The 22,583-nt window shown below is 34.8% G+C and carries 35 protein-coding genes; 2 read left to right on the top strand and 33 right to left on the bottom strand.

The features are described 5' to 3' along the window. Nucleotides 1–88: 88 nt before the first annotated feature. The 33 genes from carA to rpsL form a co-directional block, all read right to left on the bottom strand. Nucleotides 89–1,192: a glutamine-hydrolyzing carbamoyl-phosphate synthase small subunit gene (carA, locus tag HRU50_RS00560; RefSeq protein ID WP_296347014.1), complete on the bottom strand. Its 1,104-nt coding sequence runs from the start codon at nt 1,190–1,192 to the stop codon at nt 89–91. 200 nt (nt 1,193–1,392) lie between these two features. After that, nucleotides 1,393–1,869, bottom strand: coding sequence for a 50S ribosomal protein L17 (rplQ, locus tag HRU50_RS00555; protein ID WP_296347012.1), 477 nt, complete (start codon nt 1,867–1,869; stop codon nt 1,393–1,395). 112 nt (nt 1,870–1,981) lie between these two features. After that, the gene (locus tag HRU50_RS00550; protein ID WP_296347010.1) at nt 1,982–2,974 is read right to left on the bottom strand and encodes a DNA-directed RNA polymerase subunit alpha; all 993 of its coding nucleotides are present in this window, start codon (nt 2,972–2,974) and stop codon (nt 1,982–1,984) included. Nucleotides 2,975–3,072: 98 nt separating this feature from the next. Beyond that, complete coding sequence (rpsD, locus tag HRU50_RS00545; RefSeq protein WP_296347008.1) at nt 3,073–3,678, bottom strand: 30S ribosomal protein S4; 606 nt, start codon at nt 3,676–3,678, stop codon at nt 3,073–3,075. 171 nt (nt 3,679–3,849) lie between these two features. Beyond that, nucleotides 3,850–4,233, bottom strand: a complete 384-nt coding sequence (gene rpsK / locus HRU50_RS00540) for a 30S ribosomal protein S11 (RefSeq protein ID WP_296347006.1) — start codon at nt 4,231–4,233, stop codon at nt 3,850–3,852. Between the two features lie 104 nt (nt 4,234–4,337). Continuing rightward, nucleotides 4,338–4,712, bottom strand: a complete 375-nt coding sequence (rpsM, locus tag HRU50_RS00535; protein WP_296347004.1) for a 30S ribosomal protein S13 — start codon at nt 4,710–4,712, stop codon at nt 4,338–4,340. 95 nt (nt 4,713–4,807) lie between these two features. Beyond that, nucleotides 4,808–4,924 carry a type B 50S ribosomal protein L36 gene (gene ykgO, locus HRU50_RS00530; RefSeq protein ID WP_008269159.1) on the bottom strand — a complete coding sequence of 39 codons (117 nt, stop codon included), beginning with the start codon at nt 4,922–4,924 and terminating at the stop codon, nt 4,808–4,810. Nucleotides 4,925–4,981: 57 nt separating this feature from the next. Further along, complete coding sequence (gene infA / locus HRU50_RS00525; RefSeq protein ID WP_007094967.1) at nt 4,982–5,197, bottom strand: translation initiation factor IF-1; 216 nt, start codon at nt 5,195–5,197, stop codon at nt 4,982–4,984. An 81-nt stretch (nt 5,198–5,278) separates the two neighbouring features. Continuing rightward, on the bottom strand, nt 5,279–6,646 hold the full coding sequence (gene secY, locus HRU50_RS00520; RefSeq protein WP_296347001.1) for a preprotein translocase subunit SecY: 1,368 nt from the start codon (nt 6,644–6,646) through the stop codon (nt 5,279–5,281). A 10-nt stretch (nt 6,647–6,656) separates the two neighbouring features. Further along, the gene (gene rplO, locus HRU50_RS00515) at nt 6,657–7,109 is read right to left on the bottom strand and encodes a 50S ribosomal protein L15 (protein ID WP_296346999.1); all 453 of its coding nucleotides are present in this window, start codon (nt 7,107–7,109) and stop codon (nt 6,657–6,659) included. A gap of 16 nt (nt 7,110–7,125) precedes the next feature. Then, nucleotides 7,126–7,308, bottom strand: a complete 183-nt coding sequence (gene rpmD, locus HRU50_RS00510) for a 50S ribosomal protein L30 (RefSeq protein ID WP_296346997.1) — start codon at nt 7,306–7,308, stop codon at nt 7,126–7,128. 12 nt (nt 7,309–7,320) lie between these two features. Beyond that, a complete protein-coding gene (gene rpsE, locus HRU50_RS00505) occupies nt 7,321–7,845 on the bottom strand; it encodes a 30S ribosomal protein S5 (protein ID WP_296346995.1) in 525 nt (174 codons plus the stop codon). 6 nt (nt 7,846–7,851) lie between these two features. Further along, entirely contained in the window at nt 7,852–8,208 is a 357-nt protein-coding gene (gene rplR / locus HRU50_RS00500; RefSeq protein WP_296346993.1) for a 50S ribosomal protein L18, read from the bottom strand. A 10-nt stretch (nt 8,209–8,218) separates the two neighbouring features. Beyond that, the gene (gene rplF, locus HRU50_RS00495; protein ID WP_296346991.1) at nt 8,219–8,761 is read right to left on the bottom strand and encodes a 50S ribosomal protein L6; all 543 of its coding nucleotides are present in this window, start codon (nt 8,759–8,761) and stop codon (nt 8,219–8,221) included. A 12-nt stretch (nt 8,762–8,773) separates the two neighbouring features. Beyond that, on the bottom strand, nt 8,774–9,172 hold the full coding sequence (gene rpsH, locus HRU50_RS00490; RefSeq protein WP_296346989.1) for a 30S ribosomal protein S8: 399 nt from the start codon (nt 9,170–9,172) through the stop codon (nt 8,774–8,776). Between the two features lie 104 nt (nt 9,173–9,276). After that, on the bottom strand, nt 9,277–9,546 hold the full coding sequence (gene rpsN / locus HRU50_RS00485) for a 30S ribosomal protein S14 (RefSeq protein WP_111685484.1): 270 nt from the start codon (nt 9,544–9,546) through the stop codon (nt 9,277–9,279). A 2-nt stretch (nt 9,547–9,548) separates the two neighbouring features. Beyond that, complete coding sequence (gene rplE / locus HRU50_RS00480; RefSeq protein ID WP_296346987.1) at nt 9,549–10,100, bottom strand: 50S ribosomal protein L5; 552 nt, start codon at nt 10,098–10,100, stop codon at nt 9,549–9,551. Nucleotides 10,101–10,102: 2 nt separating this feature from the next. Further along, a complete protein-coding gene (gene rplX / locus HRU50_RS00475; RefSeq protein ID WP_296346985.1) occupies nt 10,103–10,414 on the bottom strand; it encodes a 50S ribosomal protein L24 in 312 nt (103 codons plus the stop codon). 12 nt (nt 10,415–10,426) lie between these two features. Continuing rightward, nucleotides 10,427–10,795: a 50S ribosomal protein L14 gene (rplN, locus tag HRU50_RS00470; protein ID WP_278006379.1), complete on the bottom strand. Its 369-nt coding sequence runs from the start codon at nt 10,793–10,795 to the stop codon at nt 10,427–10,429. A gap of 2 nt (nt 10,796–10,797) precedes the next feature. Continuing rightward, nucleotides 10,798–11,055, bottom strand: a complete 258-nt coding sequence (gene rpsQ / locus HRU50_RS00465; protein WP_040756784.1) for a 30S ribosomal protein S17 — start codon at nt 11,053–11,055, stop codon at nt 10,798–10,800. Between the two features lie 16 nt (nt 11,056–11,071). Next, nucleotides 11,072–11,263 (bottom strand): 50S ribosomal protein L29, encoded by a 192-nt coding sequence (gene rpmC, locus HRU50_RS00460; protein ID WP_296346978.1) that lies wholly within the window; start codon nt 11,261–11,263, stop codon nt 11,072–11,074. Between the two features lie 12 nt (nt 11,264–11,275). Next, complete coding sequence (rplP, locus tag HRU50_RS00455) at nt 11,276–11,695, bottom strand: 50S ribosomal protein L16 (protein WP_296346977.1); 420 nt, start codon at nt 11,693–11,695, stop codon at nt 11,276–11,278. Nucleotides 11,696–11,715: 20 nt separating this feature from the next. After that, nucleotides 11,716–12,426 (bottom strand): 30S ribosomal protein S3, encoded by a 711-nt coding sequence (gene rpsC, locus HRU50_RS00450; RefSeq protein ID WP_296346975.1) that lies wholly within the window; start codon nt 12,424–12,426, stop codon nt 11,716–11,718. A gap of 8 nt (nt 12,427–12,434) precedes the next feature. Continuing rightward, nucleotides 12,435–12,842, bottom strand: coding sequence for a 50S ribosomal protein L22 (rplV, locus tag HRU50_RS00445; protein ID WP_296346973.1), 408 nt, complete (start codon nt 12,840–12,842; stop codon nt 12,435–12,437). Nucleotides 12,843–12,847: 5 nt separating this feature from the next. Next, nucleotides 12,848–13,126, bottom strand: coding sequence for a 30S ribosomal protein S19 (gene rpsS / locus HRU50_RS00440; protein WP_008269180.1), 279 nt, complete (start codon nt 13,124–13,126; stop codon nt 12,848–12,850). A gap of 13 nt (nt 13,127–13,139) precedes the next feature. After that, entirely contained in the window at nt 13,140–13,967 is an 828-nt protein-coding gene (rplB, locus tag HRU50_RS00435) for a 50S ribosomal protein L2 (protein ID WP_296346970.1), read from the bottom strand. A gap of 10 nt (nt 13,968–13,977) precedes the next feature. Next, nucleotides 13,978–14,268 carry a 50S ribosomal protein L23 gene (rplW, locus tag HRU50_RS00430; RefSeq protein ID WP_111685495.1) on the bottom strand — a complete coding sequence of 97 codons (291 nt, stop codon included), beginning with the start codon at nt 14,266–14,268 and terminating at the stop codon, nt 13,978–13,980. Nucleotides 14,269–14,275: 7 nt separating this feature from the next. After that, nucleotides 14,276–14,905, bottom strand: a complete 630-nt coding sequence (gene rplD, locus HRU50_RS00425) for a 50S ribosomal protein L4 (protein ID WP_296346966.1) — start codon at nt 14,903–14,905, stop codon at nt 14,276–14,278. Next, nucleotides 14,905–15,522 (bottom strand): 50S ribosomal protein L3, encoded by a 618-nt coding sequence (gene rplC, locus HRU50_RS00420; RefSeq protein ID WP_296346964.1) that lies wholly within the window; start codon nt 15,520–15,522, stop codon nt 14,905–14,907. Before rplC ends, rplD begins: the two co-directional genes overlap by 1 nt. 145 nt (nt 15,523–15,667) lie before the next feature. Beyond that, nucleotides 15,668–15,973: a 30S ribosomal protein S10 gene (rpsJ, locus tag HRU50_RS00415; RefSeq protein WP_007650482.1), complete on the bottom strand. Its 306-nt coding sequence runs from the start codon at nt 15,971–15,973 to the stop codon at nt 15,668–15,670. A 13-nt stretch (nt 15,974–15,986) separates the two neighbouring features. After that, complete coding sequence (gene fusA, locus HRU50_RS00410; RefSeq protein WP_296346962.1) at nt 15,987–18,113, bottom strand: elongation factor G; 2,127 nt, start codon at nt 18,111–18,113, stop codon at nt 15,987–15,989. 6 nt (nt 18,114–18,119) lie between these two features. Further along, nucleotides 18,120–18,596: a 30S ribosomal protein S7 gene (gene rpsG, locus HRU50_RS00405; RefSeq protein WP_296346960.1), complete on the bottom strand. Its 477-nt coding sequence runs from the start codon at nt 18,594–18,596 to the stop codon at nt 18,120–18,122. 22 nt (nt 18,597–18,618) lie between these two features. Further along, nucleotides 18,619–18,993, bottom strand: a complete 375-nt coding sequence (rpsL, locus tag HRU50_RS00400; RefSeq protein ID WP_008269190.1) for a 30S ribosomal protein S12 — start codon at nt 18,991–18,993, stop codon at nt 18,619–18,621. A 203-nt stretch (nt 18,994–19,196) separates the two neighbouring features. On the opposite strand from rpsL, the gene HRU50_RS00395 reads away from it, so the two are divergent. Together HRU50_RS00395 and HRU50_RS00390 are read left to right on the top strand one after the other, a co-directional pair. Next, nucleotides 19,197–20,885 (top strand): POTRA domain-containing protein, encoded by a 1,689-nt coding sequence (locus HRU50_RS00395; RefSeq protein ID WP_296346957.1) that lies wholly within the window; start codon nt 19,197–19,199, stop codon nt 20,883–20,885. Nucleotides 20,886–20,931: 46 nt separating this feature from the next. Next, nucleotides 20,932–22,569 (top strand): aryl-sulfate sulfotransferase, encoded by a 1,638-nt coding sequence (locus HRU50_RS00390; protein WP_296346955.1) that lies wholly within the window; start codon nt 20,932–20,934, stop codon nt 22,567–22,569. Nucleotides 22,570–22,583 lie beyond the last annotated feature (14 nt).

Genomic DNA, 22,583 nt, shown 5'->3' with positions numbered 1-22,583 from the left:
AAAACGCCTTATTAGGATTAATATTTACGATAATGTTTTCGTAACTAAAAAAACGCAACAAATGTAAAATTTTGTTGCGTTTTTCCTATTAACTATTCTTTATATTCTCAATAAATTGATCGAATAAATAGACCGAATCGTTTGGTCCAGGACTTGCTTCTGGATGATACTGTACCGAGAAGCAATTTTTATCTTTAATTTTTATACCAGCTACAGTATTGTCATTAAGATGCACATGCGTAATTTCTACATTCTCATTTGCTTCAGTTTCTTCTCTATTGATAGCAAACCCATGGTTTTGAGATGTGATTTCACCTTTACCTGTAATTAAGTTTTTTACTGGGTGATTTATTCCTCTATGTCCATTATGCATTTTGTAAGTCGAAATTCCATTAGCTAATGCAATAACTTGATGACCTAAACAAATTCCGAATAATGGCTTATTCTTTTCTATAATTTCTTTAGCAACAGCTTGTGCCTCTACTAATGGTTCTGGATCGCCAGGTCCATTAGAAATAAAATAACCATCTGGATTAAAAGCCTCTAATTCTTCAAATTTAGCATTATGTGGAAATACTTTAATATATGCATCTCTACTTGCTAAATTTCTAAGGATATTCTTCTTAATACCAATATCTAAAGCTGAAATTTTATACGTCGCATTTTCATCACCAAAATAATATGGCTCTTTTGTAGATACTTTTGAAGCCAATTCTAAACCTTCCATTTTTGGTTGCTCAGCTAACTGTTCCTTTAATGCAGCAACATTATCTACATCTGTAGTAATTACGGCATTCATTGCGCCATGATCCCTGATATAACTTACTAAAGCTCTTGTATCTACATCCGCAATTGCCATAGTGTTGTGCTTTTCGAAAAACTCTTCTAACGACGCATCGCCACCAGGTCTTGAATACTCAAAACTAAAGTTCTTACAAATAAGACCAGCAATCTTTACTGTATCAGATTCAACCTCTTCTTCTTTAGTACCGTAATTACCAATATGTGCATTGGTAGTAACCATTAATTGCCCAAAGTATGAAGGATCAGTAAAAATTTCTTGATAACCAGTAGTTCCAGTATTAAAACATACTTCACCAAATGAAGTGCCTTCTTTACCTATAGACTTTCCATGAAAAATTGTTCCATCTGCTAATAGAATTAATGCCTTTTTTCGTTGTTTATATTTCATGTGCAATATTTAAAAAGATTTCTGTTTGTACAGAAATGAGTTTTGCAAAATTCCAAAAAAAAAGGATAAACTAAAAAAGTTTATCCTTCATATTTATTAATGCTTATTAACACTCGATAATCGAGATTTTTTAAAAACGAATAACTGTCCTAAATCTATAGTAAAAGATGATTGGAAGTTGGTTCGTCTTAAATGCATTTTTATTCTTCTTCGTTCGTAGCTTTAGTTTCTACTGGTGCAGCAGCCGCAACAGCTTTCTTTCCACCTCTTCTACTTCTACGAGTTGTTTTCTTAGCAGGCTTACCAGCGTTGTATAACTCATTGTAATCTACTAATTCTATCATTGCCATATCAGCGTTATCACCTAAACGGTTACCTAACTTAATGATACGTGTATATCCACCTGGACGATCACCAACTTTAGCAGCTACATCTCTAAATAATTCAGTTACAGCTTGCTTTTGCTTTAACTTAGACATTACAATACGTCTGTTGTGTGTAGTGTCTTCTTTAGATTTAGTTACTAAAGGCTCAACAAATTGTTTTAAAGCTTTTGCTTTTGCAACTGTAGTGTTGATACGCTTGTGCTCTATTAAAGAACAAGCCATATTTGCCAACATTGCTTTTCTGTGAGCTGTTTTTCTTCCTAAGTGGTTGAATTTTTTTCCGTGTCTCATGACTTTTGTTTTATCATCTTGCTACCAAACTCGTTAATTCGAGGAGCAAAATATGATTATTAATAATTGTATTTGTAGAATGAGATTCCTGCTTTCAAAGGAATGACAATCCTTAATCTTTATCTAATTTATATTTGCTTAAATCCATTCCGAAGTTAAGACCTTTAACGTTTACAAGCTCTTCTAGCTCAGTTAAAGACTTCTTACCAAAGTTTCTAAATTTCATTAAGTCATTTTTATTAAATGATACTAAATCACCTAATGTATCAACTTCTGCAGCTTTTAAACAGTTAAGTGCACGTACAGACAAATCCATATCAACTAATTTAGTTTTCAATAATTGTCTCATGTGAAGTGATTCTTCATCATAAGTTTCTGTTTGTGCTATTTCATCAGCTTCAAGAGTGATACGCTCATCCGAGAATAACATGAAGTGGTGAATTAATATTTTAGCTGCTTCTGTTAAAGCATCTTTTGGGTGAATAGATCCGTCAGTAATAATTTCGAAAACTAATTTTTCATAATCCGTCTTTTGCTCAACACGGAAGTTCTCGATACCATACTTAACATTCTTTATTGGCGTGTAAATAGAATCTGTAAAGATTGTCCCGATAGGTGCAGAAGCTTTTTTGTTCTCCTCTGCTGGCACATAACCTCTACCTTTTTCTATAGTAATCTCCATGTTGATGTTTACCTTAGGATCTAAGTTACAGATTACTAAGTCTGTATTTAATACTTGGAAACCAGAGATAAACTTCTGGAAGTCACCTGCAGTAATTTGATCTTGTCCAGAGATTGAAATTGTAACAGTTTCGTTATCAACTTCGTCAATTTGACGCTTAAAGTTAACTTGCTTTAAGTTTAAGATCATTTCAGTAACGTCTTCAACTACACCAGAAATTGTATAGAATTCGTGCTCTACACCTTCTATTCTTACAGATGTAATTGCAAAACCTTCTAAAGAAGATAACAAAACTCTTCTTAATGCATTACCTACTGTTAATCCGTATCCTGGTTCTAAAGGTCTGAATTCAAACTTACCTTCAAAATCAGTAGAATCGATCATGATTACCTTGTCAGGCTTCTGAAAATTTAATATTGCCATTTTTGTTCTTCGTTTTAATTGTTATTTGGTTGCGCGGTTTAGAGGTTTGAAGAAGACCATAAACCCTTTGGCCAAATACCAATATGATTATTAAATTATTATTTAGAGTAAAGTTCTACGATGAACTGCTCATTGATTTGCTCTGGAATTTGGATTCTTGCAGGAACAGAAACATAAGTACCTTCTTTTGTATCATTGTTCCAAGTAATCCACTCGTATACATTGCTAGAGTTAGCTAATGAATTTTGAATAGCTTCTAAAGACTTAGACTTTTCTCTTACACCTACAACATCACCAGCTTTTAATTGGTAAGAAGGAATATTTACCTTTTCACCATTTACTGTAATGTGTCTGTGAGATACTAATTGTCTTGCTGCACTTCTTGTTGGTGCGATACCCATTCTGAAAACCACGTTATCTAAACGAGACTCACATAATTGTAATAAAACTTCACCAGTAATACCTTGAGCAGCTGTAGCTCTTTTGAACATGTTTCTGAATTGACGCTCTAAAATACCGTAAGTATATTTAGCTTTTTGCTTCTCCATTAATTGGATAGCGTATTCAGATTTCTTACCTCTTCTTTTGTTAGGACCATGTTGTCCTGGAGGATAATTTCTTTTTTCGAAGGCTTTGTCATCTCCGAAGATAGCTTGACCAAATTTTCTAGCTATTTTAGTTTTAGGACCAGTATATCTTGCCATTTTAAATTAATTTTGAGAGTGATAATAAAATTAAGGTCTTAAGCTTATCCTTCTACTATCCTTAATCTCTCGTTGATACTTGTTTATTTTTTCGGTTTGCAAATGTACATAAAAAATTAATATCAACCGCATAAACGATTGATATTAATCTCATCTACATATGTGTATGTATTATACTCTACGTCTCTTTGGAGGACGACAACCATTATGTGGTAGTGGAGTAACATCTACAATTTCTGATACCTCAATACCTGCATTATGAATTGATCTGATAGCAGATTCTCTACCGTTACCAGGACCTTTAACGTATACTTTTACTTTCTTTAAACCAGCTTCTTTTGCAACTCCTGCTGCATCTTCTGCTGCCATTTGTGCTGCATATGGTGTGTTCTTTTTAGAACCTCTAAATCCCATTTTACCAGCTGATGACCAAGAAATAACGTCACCTTTTTTGTTTGTTAAAGAAATGATGATGTTGTTAAATGATGCTGTTATGTGAGCTTCACCAATTGCATCAACAATTACTTTACGTTTTTTTGTATTTGACTTTGCCATTTTTTTAAGTTTCTAGTTGTTAGCTTTTAGTTGTTAGAATCCTAAACCTTCCGATTTCGAACAGATTCATCTAACGTCTAATTACTAATGACTAATGTCTGTTATTACTTAGTTACTTTCTTTTTGTTAGCAACTGTTTTTCTTCTACCTTTTCTTGTACGAGAGTTGTTCTTAGTACGTTGTCCTCTTAAAGGAAGACCAGCTCTATGACGAATACCTCTGTAACATCCAATATCCATTAAACGCTTAATGTTTAATTGTGTTTCAGAACGTAATTCACCTTCGATCTTAAATGTACCTACAGCTTCACGGATCGCTCCGATCTCTGCATCTGTCCAATCTTGAACTTTTGTACTCTCGTCTACTTTAGCAGTTTCTAAAATTTCTTTTGCTCTACTTTTACCTATTCCATAGATATAAGTCAAAGAGATAACTCCTCTTTTTTGTTTTGGTATGTCTACACCTGCAATTCTTGCCATAAATTTAGTGTTTAGCTGTTAGCTTTTAGTTGTTAGAATCCTAAACCTTTCGATTTCGAACAGATTCATCTAACTACTAATTACTAATGACTTTATTATCCTTGTCTTTGTTTGAATCTAGGATTCTTTTTGTTAATTACGTATAGTCTTCCTTTACGTCGTACTAATTTACAATCAGCACTTCTTTTTTTAACTGATGCTCTTACTTTCATCTTTTTTTAAATTTAGAACTCCTTGTGGCTTCGAGTACCTCAGCCACCAGAGCATTCTTAGTATCTATAAGTTATACGAGCCTTTGTTAAATCGTAAGGGCTCATTTCTAGTTTTACTTTATCTCCTGGTAATAACTTAATATAGTGCATACGCATTTTACCAGAAATGTGAGCTGTCACAATGTGACCGTTTTCTAATTCTACACGAAACATTGCATTAGATAATGCTTCTATAATTGTTCCGTCTTGTTCTATTGCTGCTTGTTTTGCCATAAATAATTTTTAGTATTCAATCCAAGTTTAACAAATACCTTGCCTAATTTTTTGAATGGAATCTTCTAAATAATTTTATAATTAAGCGGTAACAGACTTTCTGTTTTTACCGGTTTTCATCAAGCCATCATAATGCTTATTTAATAAATAAGAATTAATCTGCTGCATTGTATCGATCGCCACACCAACCATAATTAATAGTGATGTACCACCGAAGAATAATGACCAACCTTGTTGCGTACCAACTAATTGATAAACAAAAGCTGGAAATACAGCTACCAATGCTAGGAATATAGATCCTGGTAATGTTATCTGTGACATTATCTTATCTAAGTACTCCGCAGTTTCAGTGCCTGGTCTTATACCTGGAATAAAACCACCGCTACGCTTTAAATCGTCAGCCATTTTATTAGTAGGTACAGTAATCGCAGTATAGAAATATGTAAATATTATAATTAAAAATGCGAACACTAAATTATACCAGAATCCAAATATATTATTACCGAACTCAGCTTGTAGCCATTGACCAGTATCAGTTCCTTCTAAAAACGAGGCACTACCAATTAAACCAGGCACAAACATAATAGCTTGCGCGAATATGATTGGCATAACCCCAGAAGCATTGAGCTTTAATGGTAAAAACTGACGCGATCCGAATACATTCTTTTCATAACCACCTGAAGCTGTTCTTCTTGCATATTGTACAGCAACTTTACGTACTGCCATTACAAGGAATACTGACGCTAAGATGATTAAAAACCATATTACTAATTCTATTAATACCATCATGATACCACCATTTCCACCTTCAGTTCTAGAACCTAGATTTTGTAAAAACGATTGAGGCATTGTTGCAATGATACCAACCATAATTAATAATGAAATACCGTTTCCGATACCTTTGTCTGTAATTTTCTCACCTAACCACATTGCAAAAACACAACCAGTTACTAAGATTACCACAGAAGAGAAATAGAAAACACTTTCGTTAAAACCTGGTAAAAGTAAAGCACCCATAGATTGTGCACCCGATAAAGCAGGTACACTCGCTAAATAACCTGGTGCTTGCACTAAACAAATACCAATAGTTAACCAACGTGTAATCTGAGTAATTTTCTTCTGACCACTAGCTCCTTCTTTTTGTAACTTCTGTAAATAAGGAATCGCTATACCCATTAATTGTACTACAATAGATGCAGAAATGTAAGGCATAATTCCTAATGCAAATACAGATGCGTTTGCAAAAGCACCACCTGTAAAAGCGTTTAATAATCCTAATATTCCGCCATCAACACCAGATTGTAGTCCACCTAAAGCGTTGATATTAATACCTGGCAATACAACTTGAGCACCAAAACGATATACTAATAACAATCCTAAAGTTAGAACAATTCTATCTTTAAGCTCAGTGATTTTCCAGACGTTTTTTAATGTTTCTATTATTTTCATCCTTGTGTTCTTATAAAGTTACAGCCTCACCACCAGCAGCTTCAATAGCAGCTTTTGCTGTAGCAGTAAATTTATGAGCAGTTACTGTTAATTTAGACTTTAATTCACCTCTTCCTAAGATTTTAACTAGATCATTTTTTCCAGCCTTACCTAAAGACACAAGTGTTTCAAAATCTACTGAGTCGTTAATTTTCTTCTCATCAACTAATTGTTGTAAAGTATCTAAGTTGATTCCTTGATACTCTACTCTGTTGATATTTTTAAATCCAAACTTTGGAACACGCCTTTGTAAAGGCATTTGACCACCTTCAAATCCTAATTTCTTAGAATAACCAGAACGAGACTTAGCACCTTTGTGACCTCTTGTTGCAGTACCACCTTTACCAGATCCTTGACCACGTCCTATACGTTTTCCTTGATTTTTAACTGAACCTTCTGCAGGTTTTAAATTACTTAAATCCATTGTTAAGTGTATATTTTTAAGCTTCTTCTACAGAAACTAAATGTTCAACTTTTCTTACCATACCAAGGATATTTGGTGTGGCATCGTGCTCTACTACTTGACCAATCTTTTTAAGACCTAAAGCTTCTAATGTTAACTTTTGTCTTTTAGTACGATTGATTGCACTTTTTACTTTAGTTACTTTTATCTTCTTTGCCATCTTTCCTATGATTTATCCTTTAAATACTTTTTCAAGTGAAATTCCACGTTCTCTTGCAACAGTTTTAGCATCTCTTAATTGTAATAATGCATCAAAAGTTGCTTTCACTACATTGTGAGGGTTAGATGAACCTTGAGACTTAGATAATACATCATGTACACCTACTGCTTCAAGTACAGTTCTTACAGCACCACCAGCAATTACTCCGGTACCAGGTGCAGCTGGAATAATGTTTACTCTAGCACCACCAAATTTACCTTTTTGCTCGTGTGGTAATGTTCCTTTAATGATAGGAATTCTCACTAAATTTTTCTTAGCGTCTTCAACAGCCTTTGCAATTGCAGTTGCAACGTCTTTAGATTTACCTAAACCGTGACCAACAACACCTGCTTCGTCTCCTACTACTACTATAGCAGAAAAACCGAATGCTCTACCACCTTTTGTTACTTTAGTTACACGCTGTACGCCAACTAAACGGTCTTTTAAATCTAGTCCGCCTGGCTTTACTAATTCTGCGTTTTTATATTTTTGATACATAATGTCTTAAAATTTAAGTCCTGCTTCTCTAGCACCTTCTGCTAATGATTTTACTCTTCCGTGATATAAGTAACCACCTCTATCAAAAGAAATAGCTTCAACACCAGCTTTGATAGCTTTTTCTGCAACAGCCTTACCAACTAAAGCAGCTACTTCAGTCTTATTACCTTTAGACTTTGCGATCTCTTTGTCTCTTGAAGATGCAGCAGCTATAGTTACACCGGTTACATCATTTACAACTTGAGCATAGATCTCTTTGTTACTTCTAAAAACAGTTAATCTTGGTCTTGCTTCAGTACCAGATACAACCTTACGGATTCTGTTTTTTATTCTGTGTCTTCTTTCGTTCTTTGTTAATGCCATAACTCAATTATTAAGCTGATTTACCTGCTTTTCTTCTAATTTCTTCACCAACAAACTTGATACCTTTTCCTTTGTAAGGCTCTGGCTTACGGAAACCACGGATTTTCGCAGCAACCTGACCAACTAATTGTTTGTCGTGAGATGTTAATTTAACTATAGGGTTTTTACCTTTTTCAGAAATAGTTTCAACTTTTACTTCTGGCGCAATATCCATTACGATATTGTGAGAGAAACCGATAGCTAAATCTAATTTTTGTCCTTGATTAGAAGCTCTGTAACCAACACCTACTAATTCTAATTCTTTAGTATACCCGTTAGAAACGCCTTCTATCATATTTGCAATTAACGCTCTGTAAAGACCGTGTTTTGCTCTGTGATCTTTTTTGTCTGATGGACGAGCAACAGTAATTGTAGCATCTTCCATTGTTATCTCAACATCTGAATAATCTTGAGTTAACTCTCCTAATTTACCTTTAACGGTAATTACGTTGTTTTGAACATCAACAGTAACACCATCAGGAATTGTTATTGGGCTTTTACCTATTCTTGACATAATTTCCTGTTTTTAGTAAACGTAACATAATACCTCGCCACCAACGTTTTCTCTTTGCGCTTGCTTACCTGTCATAACTCCATGAGAAGTAGAAACAATTGCAATACCTAAACCATTTAAGATTCTTGGCATTTCGTTAGCACCAGCATATTTACGTAAACCTGGTTTACTGATTCTTTGAATTTTTTTGATTACTGACTCTTTAGTGTCTTTGTTGTACTTTAAGGCAATTTTGATTGTACCTTGTACTGATGAGTCATCAAATTTGTAACTTAAAATATATCCTTGATCGAATAATATTTTAGTTATCTCCTTTTTTAAGTTAGAAGCAGGAATCTCAACCACTCTGTGGTTTGCTTTCACAGCATTTCTAACTCGCGTTAAATAATCCGCTATTGGATCTGTGTACATAATTTAAAATTTTGGAAAATGGTTTTCGAACTTCTCGAACCTAAATTCCGATTATACAATAGTTATATTGATAATTGTACAGAAGCTAATTCGCTTCCTCAATGTTACCAACTTGCTTTTTTCACACCAGGAATTAACCCTTTGTTAGCCATTTCTCTAAACATTACACGAGAAATACCAAACTGTCTCATATAACCTTTTGGTCTACCTGTAAGTTTACAACGGTTGTGCATACGTATTGGTGATGCATTCTTTGGTAACTTTTGTAATGCTTCGTAATCGCCAGCTTCTTTTAAAGCTTTTCTTTTCGCAGCATATTTAGCAACCGTTTTAGCGCGCTTCACCTCACGAGCTTTCATTGATTCTTTAGCCATAATTAATTCTTTTTAAATGGTAATCCTAGTTCTGTTAATAGTGACTTTGCTTCTTTGTCTGTCTCTGCAGAAGTCACAAATGTGATATCCATACCTGAGATTTTGTTGATTTTATCAATATCAATCTCTGGGAAAATAATCTGTTCTGTTACACCTAAGTTGTAGTTTCCACGACCATCAAAACCATTAGCTTTGATACCGTTAAAATCTCTAACTCGTGGTAAAGCACTAGTTACTAAACGATCTAAGAACTCATACATTTGCTCTCCACGTAAAGTTACTTTTGCACCAATTGGCATACCTTTACGTAACTTAAATGTAGCAACGTCTTTCTTTGATATTGTAGCAACAGCTTTTTGACCAGATATTTTAGTTAATTCGTCAACAGCGTGATCAATTAACTTCTTATCTGCTACAGCAGCCCCAACTCCTCTAGATAAAACTATCTTTTGTAGTTTTGGTACTTGCATCACATTTTTATATCCAAATTCTTCTGTAAGAGCAGGAACAACTTTTTCCTGGTACTCTTTTTTTAATCTTGCAACGTAAGCCATAATTAAATTACTTCATTAGATTTTTTAGAAAATCTTACTTTATTGTCGCCATCCATTCTATAACCTACCCTTGTAGTTTCACCCTTACTTGTTAATAAAGACAAGTTAGAAATGTGAATTGATGCTTCTTTCTCAACAATGCCACCTTGTGGATTCTGTGCACTTGGCTTAGTGTGTTTCTTCACCATATTTACACCTTCTACGATGGCTCTGTTCTTTTCTCTTAATACTTTAAGTACTTTACCTTCTGATCCTTTGTGATCTCCAGCAATTACTTTTACTGTATCTCCTGATTTTATTTTAAGCTTTATCATCTTACTAATCAATTAAAGCACCTCCGGTGCTAATGATACAATTTTCATGAATTGTTTATCACGAAGTTCTCTTGCTACAGGACCAAATACACGCGTACCTCTCATCTCACCTTGTGGGTTTAATAAAACACATGCATTATCGTCAAATCTAATGTAAGAACCATCTGGTCTTCTTACTTCTTTAGCTGTACGTACAACAACCGCAGTAGAAACTGCTTTTTTCTTTACGTTTCCGTTAGGGGTAGCATCTTTTACAGAAACTACAACTTTATCACCAACAGAAGCATATCTTCTTTTTGTACCACCTAAAACACGAATTACTAAAACTTCTTTAGCTCCTGTGTTGTCAGCTACTTTTAATCTTGATTCTTGTTGTACCATAATTACTTCGCTCTTTCAATTATTTCTACTAATCTCCAACACTTAGATTTACTTAAAGGTCTTGTTTCCATGATCTTTACAGTATCACCTTCGTTGCAGTCGTTTGTCTCATCGTGCGCAACATATTTCTTTGTTTTTAACACGAATTTTCCATACATAGGGTGTTTTACTTTCTTTACTTCTGAAACAACAATAGATTTCTCCATTTTGTTACTAGTAACTATCCCTATACGTTCTTTTCTTAAGTTTCTTTTTTCCATCTTTCAGCAGATACAATTATTGATCGTCTCTTTTAGTTAATTCTGTCGCAATTCTTGCTACGCTACGACGTACGTTACGTAATTGAATTGGATTGTCTAAAGGAGATATTGCGTGAGCCATTTTTAGGTCTGCATAACTCTTTTTAGTCTCACTAAGTTTTTCTTGTAACTCAGCTGTTGAAAGCTGTTTAATTTCTGATTGCTTCATAATAATTTGTTATTAAGCTTCGTAATCTCTAGCTATGATAAACTTAGTTTTTACTGGAAGTTTTTGAGCTGCCAAACGTAATGCTTCTTTAGCTACGTTTAATGGCACACCACTTACTTCAAATAATACACGTCCTGGTTTTACAACAGCTGCCCAATACTCAACACCACCTTTACCTTTACCCATACGTACTTCAAGAGGTTTCTTTGTGATAGGCTTGTCTGGAAATATTTTAATCCATAATGACCCTTCTCTTTTCATGTAACGAGTAGCGGCAATACGCGCTGCTTCTATTTGACGAGCAGTTATAAAAGATGCGTCTAATGATTTAATACCGAAAGTACCATTTGATAACATATGGCCTCTTCCTGCATTACCTTTCATACGACCCTTTTGCTGCTTACGAAATTTTGTTCTTTTAGGCTGTAACATTTTTTCTTCTCTTTAAAAAATTACTTTCTTCGACGTTGTTTGTTGTTACCACGTCCACCTTTTCCTTTTTGCTTAGAAAGACCAACTAATGGAGAAAGCTCTCTTTTTCCATACACTTCACCTTTCATAATCCACACCTTCACACCTAATCTACCATAAGTAGTGTGTGCTTCAACTAGAGCATAATCTATATCAGCTCTAAATGTAGATAACGGAATACGTCCTTCTTTGTAGTGCTCAGAACGTGCCATTTCAGCACCGTTCAAACGACCACTAATTTGAACTTTAATTCCTTCAGCATTCATACGCATTGCAGCAGCGATAGCCATTTTAATTGCTCTTCTGTAAGAAATTCGGCTTTCAATTTGACGAGCAATACTTGCTGCTACTAAATGTGCATCTAGTTCAGGTCTTTTAATTTCAAAGATGTTCAATTGAACCTCTTTTCCAGTAATCTTTTTAAGCTCTTCTTTTAACTTATCTACCTCTTGACCACCTTTACCGATAATTATACCAGGTCTAGCAGTAGTGATAGTAACGGTTACAAGTTTAAGCGTACGCTCAATAATTACTCTACTTACACTAGCTTTAGATAAACGCGCATGGATATACTTACGGATTTTATCATCCTCAGCAAGTTTATCTCCATAATCATTTCCGCCATACCAGTTAGATTCCCATCCTCTGATAATACCTAAACGATTTCCGATTGGATTTGTCTTTTGTCCCATGTTCTATCTTAGCTTTGTGTTTTATTTAATGAATCTATTACCACTGTAACATGATTAGATCTCTTTCTAATTCTGTGTGCTCTACCTTGAGGTGCTGGACGCAATCTCTTTAACATAGAACCACCATCTACTCTAATCTCTTTGATAAATAGATTAGCTTCTTCTACATCAGCATCTTCGTTTTTAGCCTGCCAGTTTGCAATAGCAGACATAACTAACTTCTCTAAACGACGAGACGCTTCCTTAGGGCTAAATCTAAGAATCTGAAGAGCTTTCTCAGCCTTTTCACCTCTTACTAAATCTGCAACTAAACGCATCTTTCTTGGAGATGTAGGACTGTTATTTAGCTTAGCAAAAGCAACCTGCTTCTTCTCAGCCTTAATAGCTTCCGCCATTTGTTTTTTACGACTTCCCATGATTCTTATTTTTTACCTTTATTCTTAGCACCTGCATGACCTCTAAAAGATCTTGTTGGTGAAAATTCTCCTAATTTGTGACCTACCATATTCTCAGTTACATAAACTGGAACGAATTGACGACCATTGTGAACTGCAATCGTTTGACCAACGAAATCTGGAGATATCATTGATGCTCTAGACCAAGTTTTGATAACCGTCTTTTTGTTTGAAGCTACATTCTCTGCAACTTTCTTTTCTAATTTATAGTGGATATAAGGTCCTTTTTTTAATGAACGTGCCATACTACTTTCTTAATTATTTCTTTCTACGTTCTACAATATACTTGTTACTTGCCTTGGTCTTAGAACGCGTTCTATAACCTTTAGCAGGTATACCGTTTCTAGATCTTGGGTGACCTCCAGCAGATTTACCTTCACCACCACCCATTGGATGATCAACCGGGTTCATTACTACTGGTCTAGTACGTGGACGTCTTCCTAACCATCTTGTTCTACCTGCTTTACCAGATACTAACAACTGATGATCTGAGTTAGAAACAACTCCAATAGTAGCCATACATGTTACTAACACCATTCTAGTTTCCCCTGAAGGTAATTTTACCGTAGCAAACTTACCATCTCTTGCCATTAACTGAGCAAATGCACCAGCACTACGCGCCATAACAGCACCTTGACCTGGACGTAACTCTATACAAGAAATAATTGTACCTAAAGGTATCTCACTTAATGGCATTGCGTTACCAATTTCTGGCGCAATTCCTGATTCACCAGACACAACATTTTGCCCTACTTGTAAACCATTTTGAGCGATGATGTATCTCTTCTCACCATCTTGATAGTTTAATAAAGCAATAAAAGCTGTTCTGTTTGGATCGTACTCGATTGTTTTAACTTCAGCTGGAATTCCTGCTTTGTTACGTTTAAAATCAATAATACGATACTTCTTCTTATGACCACCACCAATATAACGCATGGTCATTTTTCCTTGACTGTTTCTACCACCAGATCTTTTTTTCGGAGCAAGTAAACTTTTCTCCGGCTTATCAGTAGTGATGGCGTCAAATCCATTTACTACTCTAAAACGCTGAGCTGATGTGATCGGTTTTAATTTTCTAACTGACATTTTCGTCTAATTACATGTTAGCGTATAAATCTATTGTCTCACCTTCCGCCAGTTGTACAATTGCCTTTTTAACAGCATTTGTTTTACCATGTTGAATACCCGTTTTTGTATAACGAGTTCTTCTATCTGGACGGACATTTATAGTACGAACTTTTTCTACAGAAACACCGTAAGCAGCTTCAACTGCTTTTTTGATTTCTACCTTGTTCGCCTTAGTATTCACCTCAAATGCATAAGCATTTAGCAACTCACTTTGCATGGTTGCTTTTTCTGTGATTATCGGTTTAATTAAGATACTCATCTGTGTTTTATTTACTTAAGTTCGATTCAATTCCTTCTAAAGCACCTTCTAAAAGAACAACCTTATTAGCGTTCATTATCTTATAAGTACTTAATTCTGAAGTAGTTACAACTTCAGACCCTTTTAAATTGCGCGACGACAAATATACATTATTATTCGAGTCACCCAACACAAATAGAGACTTTTTGTTCTCTATCTCTAATGCTTTCAATACATCCACGAAATTCTTAGTTTTTGGAGCCTCAAAATTGAAGTCTTCTAAAACTACTATTGAATTGTCGTTTGCTTTGATACTTAATGCAGATTTACGTGCTAAACGCTTAACGCTTTTGTTAAGTTTGAAACCATAATTTCTTGGTCTTGGTCCAAACATACGTCCACCACCTTTAAATACACCAGACTTAATAGAACCAGCACGTGCAGTACCTGTTCCTTTTTGTTTTTTAATCTTACGTGTACTTCCAGTAATCTCTCCTCTTTCTTTAGCCTTATGCGTTCCTTGTCTTTGATTTGCTAAGTATTGCTTAACATCTAAATAAACAGCATGATTGTTTGGCTCTATAGCGAATACGTCTTTAGAAAGCTCAGCTTTTCTACCCGTATCTTTTCCGTTTATATCTAAAACTGCTACTTCCATTACTTCTCAATAATTACATAAGAATTCTTGTGACCTGGTACACAACCTTTCACTACTAGTAAGTTCTTTTCTGGAACCACTTTGTAAACTCCTAAATTTTGAACTTTAATTGTTTCGCCACCCATTCTTCCGGCCATCTTCATTCCTTTGAATACTCTCGCAGGATAAGAAGCTGCACCAATAGAACCTGGAGCTCTTAAACGGTTGTGCTGACCATGCGTTGCTTGACCTACACCACCAAAACCGTGACGCTTAACTACACCTTGAAAACCTTTACCTTTAGAAGTTCCTGAGATATCGACGAACTCACCTTCCGTAAATTGCTCAACTGTGATTGCATCACCTAATTTGTACTCCTCACCAAAACCTTTAAATTCTACGACTTTGCGTTTTACAGAAGTACCCGCTTTCTTAGCGTGCCCGATAGCAGCTTTAGTAGCGTTTTTTTCTGTCGCGTCATCGAAACCTAATTGAAGCGCAGAATAGCCATCTGTTTCTTCGGTTCTGACTTGGGTAACGATACATGGACCTGCTTCGATTACTGTACATGGAATGTTCTTTCCATTTTCATCGAAAATGCTGGTCATACCGATTTTTTTTCCAATTAACCCAGACATATTTATTATTTATTAATTATTACTTTTTGTTATTTAAAATTCAAGGCTGAAAAATACGTTTCAGCCTTGAATTGTATTTATACCGTTTTTCCCGCGACCGCATCGGTGGGACATTTTAGATTCCTGTTTTCACAGGAATTAGAAATTACACCTTAATCTCTACCTCAACACCACTTGGTAATTCAAGCTTCATTAAAGCGTCAATTGTTTTAGAAGATGAAGAGTAAATATCTAATAATCTCTTGTAAGAGCTTAATTGAAATTGTTCTCTAGACTTCTTATTAACGTGAGGTGAACGCAACACAGTGAATATTTTCTTGTGTGTTGGTAATGGAATTGGACCAGTTACAACGGCACCTGTGCTCTTTACAGTTTTTACAATCTTATCAGCAGACTTATCAACTAAATTATGATCGTAAGACTTTAACTTTATTCTAATTTTCTGACTCATTTTCTTTTAGTTTTTAAGCTTCTACTCCTTTAGCTGCTTTGATTACTTCTTCTGATATGTTAGATGGAGTCTCTGCATAGTGAGAGAATTCCATTGTAGATGTTGCTCTACCTGAAGATAATGTTCTTAATGACGTCACATAACCAAACATTTCTGATAATGGCACGTGAGCTTTAACAACTTTAGAACCTGCTCTATCACTCATGTCATTTACTTGACCACGACGACGGTTAAGGTCACCTACGATGTCACCCATATATTCTTCTGGCGTTAACACTTCTAACTTCATGATTGGCTCCATGATTACAGCTTTTGCAGCTTTTGCAGCAGCTTTAAATCCTAATTTTGCAGCCAATTCGAAAGATAACTGATCAGAATCTACATCGTGGTAAGAACCATCAGTTAAAGTCACTTTCATAGCATCTACTTCGTAACCTGCTAATGGGCCATTAATCATTGCCATCTTAAATCCTTTCTCAACTGAAGGAACGAATTCTTTTGGAACGTTACCACCTTTAATTTCAGAAACGAATTCAAGACCTTGTTTACCTTCTTCAGCTGGCTCAAGAGTAAATACGATGTCTGCGAATTTACCACGTCCACCAGATTGCTTTTTGTAAACCTCTCTGTGTTGTGCACGTTGTGTAATAGCTTCTTTATACTCTACTTGTGGCTGACCTTGGTTAACCTCAACCTTAAACTCACGCTTAAGACGGTCTACAATAATATCTAAGTGAAGCTCACCCATACCAGAAATAATAGTCTGACCTGAAGCTTCGTCTGTTCTAACTGTAAATGTTGGATCTTCTTCCGCTAATTTAGCTAAAGACATACCTAACTTATCAACGTCTGCCTTAGTTTTAGGCTCAACAGCGATACCAATTACTGGATCTGGGAAGTCCATTGATTCTAATACAATTGGATTCTTCTCATCAGATAAAGTATCACCTGTTTTAATATCTTTAAATCCTACCGCTGCACCGATATCACCTGCCTCGATGAACTCGATAGCATTTTGCTTATTAGAATGCATTTGATAGATACGAGAGATACGCTCTTTTTTACCAGATCTGTTATTTAAAACATAAGAACCTGCGTCTAAACGACCTGAATACGCTCTAAAGAATGCTAAACGACCAACAAAAGGATCAGTAGCAATTTTAAATGCTAATGCAGAGAAAGGTTCTTTAACATCTGGCTTACGAGAGATTTCACTCTCAGTATTTGGATCAGTACCTACAATCGCTTCCTTATCTACCGGAGAAGGTAAATAACGACAAACAGCGTCTAATAAAAACTGTACACCTTTATTTTTGAATGCAGAACCACAAATCATTGGAATAATAGACATATCCATAACCGCAGCCCTTAAAGCAGCATGTACTTCTTCTTCAGTAATTGAATCTTCATCTTCCATGAATTTCTCAAGAAGATTTTCATCATAACTTGCTACCTCTTCAATTAACTGAGCTCTTAATTCAGCAGCTTCAGCTTTTAATTCTTCTGGAATATCGATAACATCGAAAGTAGAACCTTGAGTTTCATCATGCCATACGATTGCACGGTTCTTTACTAAATCAACGATCCCTTTAAAATCAGCTTCGTCACCAATGTTCATTACGATTGGCACTGCGTTAGAACCTAACATATCTTTAACTTGCTGACATACTGCCATAAAGTTAGATCCTTGACGGTCCATTTTATTTACGAAACCAATACGTGGTACCTTATAGTTATCAGCTAATCTCCAGTTAGTTTCTGACTGTGGCTCAACACCATCAACAGCACTAAATAAGAATACTAAACCATCTAATACACGTAAAGAACGGTTCACCTCAACAGTAAAGTCAACGTGACCCGGAGTATCAATAATATTAAAGTGGTAACCCTTAGTATCTGGAGTTTTTTGACCATTCTCTAATGGAAAGTTCCATGTACAAGTTGTAGCAGCAGAAGTAATTGTTATACCTCTTTCTTGCTCTTGCTCCATCCAGTCCATTGTTGCAGCACCATCATGTACTTCACCAATCTTGTGCGATACACCTGTATAGTAAAGGATACGCTCTGTAGTTGTAGTTTTACCTGCATCAATATGTGCGGCAATACCAATATTTCTTGTAAATTTTAAATCTCTTCCCATTATATATTAAAATCTAAAGTGTGAGAATGCTTTGTTTGCTTCTGCCATTTTGTGAGTATCAACTCTTTTCTTAACGGCCGCACCTTCTTCTTTAGCTGCAGCTATAATTTCCGAAGCTAAACGTTGTGCCATAGATTTTTCGTTTCTTTTTCTTGCGTAGCCAATTAACCACTTCATTGCCGTAGAAACTTTACGGTCTGGACGAATTTGCATTGGAATTTGGAATGTAGCACCACCAACACGACGACTACGTACTTCTACGTGAGGCATCACATTAGATAAGGCATCTTTCCAGATTTCTAAAGCTGTTTTTTCGTCATCATTTTTTTTCTCTTCAACAATATCAATTGCATCGTAGAATACTTTAAAAGCTACTGACTTTTTACCATCCCACATCATCATGTTAACAAAACGTGTTACTAACTGATCGTTAAACCTTGGGTCTGGTAAAAGAGGTCTCTTTTTTGCTGCTCTTTTTCTCATGTCTTCTTCTTAAAGTTTTAAATTACTTCTTAGGGCGTTTTGCACCATACTTAGATCTTCGTTGTGTACGTCCAGCAACACCTGCTGTATCTAACGCACCACGAACGATGTGATATCTAACTCCTGGTAAATCTTTTACCCTTCCACCTCTAACTAATACTATCGAGTGCTCTTGTAAATTGTGACCTTCACCACCGATGTATGCGTTAACCTCGTTTCCGTTTGTTAAACGAACCCTTGCTACCTTTCTCATTGCTGAGTTTGGTTTCTTAGGTGTCGTTGTATAAACACGAGTACATACACCACGTCTTTGAGGACACGAATCCAAAGCAGCCGATTTACTCTTCTTGGTTATTTTGGCTCTTCCTTTTCGTACTAATTGTGAAATTGTTGGCATATATTTCTATATAAATATTTATTTAACCCTCACTTTTGAGGGCTGCAAAGGTAGAAATATATATTTATTATTCAAATAGTTGAGAATTTATTTTTTAAAGAAATAATACGTTTCACTTTATACATATATATTATGGTCTATTTTTACGTTTTACTTTTAAGAATCAAGATTAATTAAAAACAGGAAACAAGACGAAATTATAAATGCCAAGTAAGTATTATTTTTCCTTTATTTTTTTCATATTGATTTGGGCAAATCAAAGTTTTGGTCAATCTCTTAATTTAAAGGTAGAAGGCAATACTGCTGCTGAAACCAAAATAATTGATTCTGTAGGCTATGTAAATAGCTTCAAGAATTATTTAAAACTAGAAAAAGAACTATCTTCTTTAAAAAAGAAACTACTCCGCATTGGCTTTATTGATACAAGCATCGAACATATCACAAAAGAGAATGACTCCTTATATACAGCAAATTTAAATCTTAAAAATCGCATCAATAGCATACGGATACATTATGATTCTATATTTAATAAAGATTTATTAAAACTGTTCAACTTCACACAAAAAGAAAACCATTTTGAAGTTAACATCATTGAACTTGAAAAAACCCTTAACATATTAAACTCAAAAATAGCAGAAGAAGGCGACCCCTTTTCTTCATTGCAATTAATAAATATAAACAAGCTTAACTCTAAACTACTTGCTGCTGACCTAAAAGTGATTTCCAATCAAAAACGACGAATTGACAATATAGTCATTAAAGGTTATGAGAAGTTTCCAAAATCATACATCAAACGATTTTTAAAACTAAAAACCGGCGAGACATTTAACCTCAATGAGATTACAAACAAAGTTGAACTTTTGGAAGATATTCGTTTCGCAAGCAAAATAAGAGATCCTGAGGTTTTATTCACTAAAGATTCTACAACACTCTATTTATATGTAGAAAAAACTAGAACCAATAATTTTGATGGCTTCCTTGGTTTCGGCACGAATGAAAACACTAATAGAATTGAGTTTGATGGGTACCTTGATTTGAGGCTTATCAACAATTTAAATTACGGTGAATCCATAAACCTATTCTATAAAAGTGACGAGATTGATCAACAAACATTTAGAATCGACACAGACTTACCCTATTTATTTGGATCGCCTATTGGGCTTCAGTTTGGTTTAAACATTTTTAGAAAGGATACCACATTTTCTAATGCAAAGCAATACGTTAAAATGAATTACCAAATCAATTCTCAACACAGAATTGGCGCAGGTGTATCTAGTACAAGCTCAACTAATTTACTGGAAAATGACACTGCAATTTTAAATGATTACACCTCTAATTATTACACTTTAAGTTACAACTTTATTAAACCACAATTTTATGATCCATTATTCCCTGTAAATTTTAGGTTTGATTTATCTTCAGGTTTAGGTAATAGGGAAAATAATTTAAGTAATCAGAGTCAATCAGTATTTAATGTTGATGCTTTTAAGATTTTTAATCTTAACCCCAATAACAGTATTTACACAAGAATAAACGGCGCGATTCTAACTTCCGATGATTACCTAGATAATGAACTTTTTAGATTTGGCGGCATCAATTCCATTAGAGGATTTGAAGAAAATAGCCTTGTAGCAAATCTTTATGGTGTACTAAATACAGAGTATCGATATAGGCTAAGCAATAGTGTCTATGTGCATTCTGTTTTTGACGCTGCGTATTTCGAAAATCAAATCACAGATAGTAAGGAAAAACTATTTGGATTTGGATTTGGATTAGGACTGCTAACCAACTCAGGTCTATTTAGATTAAATTATTCTAGCGGTAAGTCAGAAAATAGACCATTTAAGCTTTCTGATTCTAAGGTACATGTAAGTTTAACAGCTACTTTTTGACAAATCCTCTAGACTTCTTATTTTTACCAAGCTAGAAAAAGAAAATATGATGATTAAAAAACTACTAGTTACTGTACTTTTTATTGCACAATTAGCCCATAGCCAAAACACTGTTGGTAACATACAAATTACAGATGATGTATTCGAGGGTTATACGCTTTTTACTGTTTCAACAGAATCTTATTTAATTAATAATTGCGGCCAAGTCATTAACCAGTGGTCTAGTGGATTTCCTCCAGGTAATGCAGTGTACTTGATGGAAAACGGTAATTTGCTAAGAGCAGGAAGAACAAATAGCTCGGATATTTCATTTGGTGGTCAAGGCGGAGTCGTAGAAATGTATAATTGGGAAGGTAATTTAATATGGCAGTACTTTTACGACACACCCGAAGTTAGACAACATCATGATGTATTTCCAATGCCTAATGGTAATATTTTAATATTAGCAGCCACTAGAATGACTAATGCAGAAGCAATACAAGCTGGAAGAAATCCTGTTTTATTAACGGAAACGGATTTATATAACGAACGTATTATAGAGGTTACACCTTTAAATTTTTCTGAAGCAACTATTGTTTGGGAATGGAATATCAATGATCATCTTGTGCAAGATTTTGATAATACAAAAGATAATTTTGGAGATGTGAGTTTAAGTCCAAATAGGTTAGATATCAACTTTTTAAATGGTGGTATTGGCGGCTCTAATTGGCTTCATATAAATTCCATTCAATACAACGAAGCATTAGACCAAATAGTTTTAAGTTCAAGAAACTTAAGTGAAATTTATATTATTGACCACTCTACCACAACGGCTGAAGCAGCTTCAAGTACTGGCGGTTTATATGGTAAAGGTGGTGACTTTTTATATAGATGGGGAAACCCGCAGTCCTATGACCAAGGAACAGAAGCAGATCGAATATTGTACGGACAACATTATCCTTATATTATACAATCAGGATTTATTGATGAAGGTAAAATTATTCTTTTTAATAATGGCAATGGCCGCTCTCCTTCATTTTCTGAAGCTATGATTATTAATCCTCCAATTTCAATCCCAGGAGTATACACCTATACACCTGGTATGGCTTTTGGCCCAATCGCAGCAGACTATATATACACTGATCCTGTAGACCAGAGTAATTTCTTTTCTCATATACTTAGCAGCGCTCAAAGACTCTCTAATGGAAACACCTTAATATGCGAAGGTACAAGTGGCCGTTTCTTTGAAATTACACCTTCAGAAGATATTGCTTGGGAATATATTCATCCGATAAATTCAAATTCTGGTAGTATAGCAAATCAAGGTGAAGACTCAAATACTTTTCAAAACTATAGTTTTAGAGCAAACAAATATCCAACAGATTATGCAGCATTCACAGGAAGAGATTTAACCCCAGGCGACCCAATAGAACTTAACTTTAATTTAGATCCTTGTAACGAATTACTTAATTTAAACGAAATAACAGAAGACAATACAACATTTACTCCAAACCCTACAAAAGGTATTTTAAATATTAATACGTCAAATAATATAAGTAAAATTGAGGTTTATAATGCTTTAGGCAATAAATTAATAGAAACAACCACAAAGTTTATAGATCTTTCTGATTACGAGGATGGCATGTACTTTTTGAAGGTATTTAGTAACGATAAAGTACTAAGCAAAAAGATTATTAAAATTTAGGGTTATCTTGAATC

Source organism: Winogradskyella sp. (assembly GCF_013213835.1).
Classification (GTDB): Bacteria; Bacteroidota; Bacteroidia; order Flavobacteriales; family Flavobacteriaceae; genus Winogradskyella.
Note: the sequence above shows the minus strand (reverse complement) of the source record. Positions and strands in the feature narration are given on the sequence as shown.

Coding starts and splice junctions, on each gene's coding strand:
- carA (WP_296347014.1), bottom strand. CDS start 1,192: ATGAAATATAAACAACGAAAAAAGGCATTAATTCTATTAGCAGATGGA.
- rplQ (WP_296347012.1), bottom strand. CDS start 1,869: ATGAGACACGGAAAAAAATTCAACCACTTAGGAAGAAAAACAGCTCAC.
- HRU50_RS00550 (WP_296347010.1), bottom strand. CDS start 2,974: ATGGCAATATTAAATTTTCAGAAGCCTGACAAGGTAATCATGATCGAT.
- rpsD (WP_296347008.1), bottom strand. CDS start 3,678: ATGGCAAGATATACTGGTCCTAAAACTAAAATAGCTAGAAAATTTGGT.
- rpsK (WP_296347006.1), bottom strand. CDS start 4,233: ATGGCAAAGTCAAATACAAAAAAACGTAAAGTAATTGTTGATGCAATT.
- rpsM (WP_296347004.1), bottom strand. CDS start 4,712: ATGGCAAGAATTGCAGGTGTAGACATACCAAAACAAAAAAGAGGAGTT.
- ykgO (WP_008269159.1), bottom strand. CDS start 4,924: ATGAAAGTAAGAGCATCAGTTAAAAAAAGAAGTGCTGATTGTAAATTA.
- infA (WP_007094967.1), bottom strand. CDS start 5,197: ATGGCAAAACAAGCAGCAATAGAACAAGACGGAACAATTATAGAAGCA.
- secY (WP_296347001.1), bottom strand. CDS start 6,646: ATGAAAATAATAGAAACATTAAAAAACGTCTGGAAAATCACTGAGCTT.
- rplO (WP_296346999.1), bottom strand. CDS start 7,109: ATGGATTTAAGTAATTTAAAACCTGCAGAAGGTTCAGTTAAAAATCAA.
- rpmD (WP_296346997.1), bottom strand. CDS start 7,308: ATGGCAAAGAAGATAAAAGTAACTAAAGTAAAAAGTGCAATCAATCGT.
- rpsE (WP_296346995.1), bottom strand. CDS start 7,845: ATGTATCAAAAATATAAAAACGCAGAATTAGTAAAGCCAGGCGGACTA.
- rplR (WP_296346993.1), bottom strand. CDS start 8,208: ATGGCATTAACAAAGAACGAAAGAAGACACAGAATAAAAAACAGAATC.
- rplF (WP_296346991.1), bottom strand. CDS start 8,761: ATGTCAAGAATAGGTAAAAGCCCAATAACAATTCCTGATGGTGTTACT.
- rpsH (WP_296346989.1), bottom strand. CDS start 9,172: ATGTACACAGATCCAATAGCGGATTATTTAACGCGAGTTAGAAATGCT.
- rpsN (WP_111685484.1), bottom strand. CDS start 9,546: ATGGCTAAAGAATCAATGAAAGCTCGTGAGGTGAAGCGCGCTAAAACG.
- rplE (WP_296346987.1), bottom strand. CDS start 10,100: ATGGCTTACGTTGCAAGATTAAAAAAAGAGTACCAGGAAAAAGTTGTT.
- rplX (WP_296346985.1), bottom strand. CDS start 10,414: ATGATAAAGCTTAAAATAAAATCAGGAGATACAGTAAAAGTAATTGCT.
- rplN (WP_278006379.1), bottom strand. CDS start 10,795: ATGGTACAACAAGAATCAAGATTAAAAGTAGCTGACAACACAGGAGCT.
- rpsQ (WP_040756784.1), bottom strand. CDS start 11,055: ATGGAAAAAAGAAACTTAAGAAAAGAACGTATAGGGATAGTTACTAGT.
- rpmC (WP_296346978.1), bottom strand. CDS start 11,263: ATGAAGCAATCAGAAATTAAACAGCTTTCAACAGCTGAGTTACAAGAA.
- rplP (WP_296346977.1), bottom strand. CDS start 11,695: ATGTTACAGCCTAAAAGAACAAAATTTCGTAAGCAGCAAAAGGGTCGT.
- rpsC (WP_296346975.1), bottom strand. CDS start 12,426: ATGGGACAAAAGACAAATCCAATCGGAAATCGTTTAGGTATTATCAGA.
- rplV (WP_296346973.1), bottom strand. CDS start 12,842: ATGGGAAGTCGTAAAAAACAAATGGCGGAAGCTATTAAGGCTGAGAAG.
- rpsS (WP_008269180.1), bottom strand. CDS start 13,126: ATGGCACGTTCATTAAAAAAAGGACCTTATATCCACTATAAATTAGAA.
- rplB (WP_296346970.1), bottom strand. CDS start 13,967: ATGTCAGTTAGAAAATTAAAACCGATCACATCAGCTCAGCGTTTTAGA.
- rplW (WP_111685495.1), bottom strand. CDS start 14,268: ATGAGTATCTTAATTAAACCGATAATCACAGAAAAAGCAACCATGCAA.
- rplD (WP_296346966.1), bottom strand. CDS start 14,905: ATGGAAGTAGCAGTTTTAGATATAAACGGAAAAGATACGGGTAGAAAA.
- rplC (WP_296346964.1), bottom strand. CDS start 15,522: ATGTCTGGGTTAATTGGAAAAAAAATCGGTATGACCAGCATTTTCGAT.
- rpsJ (WP_007650482.1), bottom strand. CDS start 15,973: ATGAGTCAGAAAATTAGAATAAAGTTAAAGTCTTACGATCATAATTTA.
- fusA (WP_296346962.1), bottom strand. CDS start 18,113: ATGGGAAGAGATTTAAAATTTACAAGAAATATTGGTATTGCCGCACAT.
- rpsG (WP_296346960.1), bottom strand. CDS start 18,596: ATGAGAAAAAGAGCAGCAAAAAAGAGACCTCTTTTACCAGACCCAAGG.
- rpsL (WP_008269190.1), bottom strand. CDS start 18,993: ATGCCAACAATTTCACAATTAGTACGAAAAGGAAGAGCCAAAATAACC.
- HRU50_RS00395 (WP_296346957.1), top strand. CDS start 19,197: ATGCCAAGTAAGTATTATTTTTCCTTTATTTTTTTCATATTGATTTGG.
- HRU50_RS00390 (WP_296346955.1), top strand. CDS start 20,932: ATGATGATTAAAAAACTACTAGTTACTGTACTTTTTATTGCACAATTA.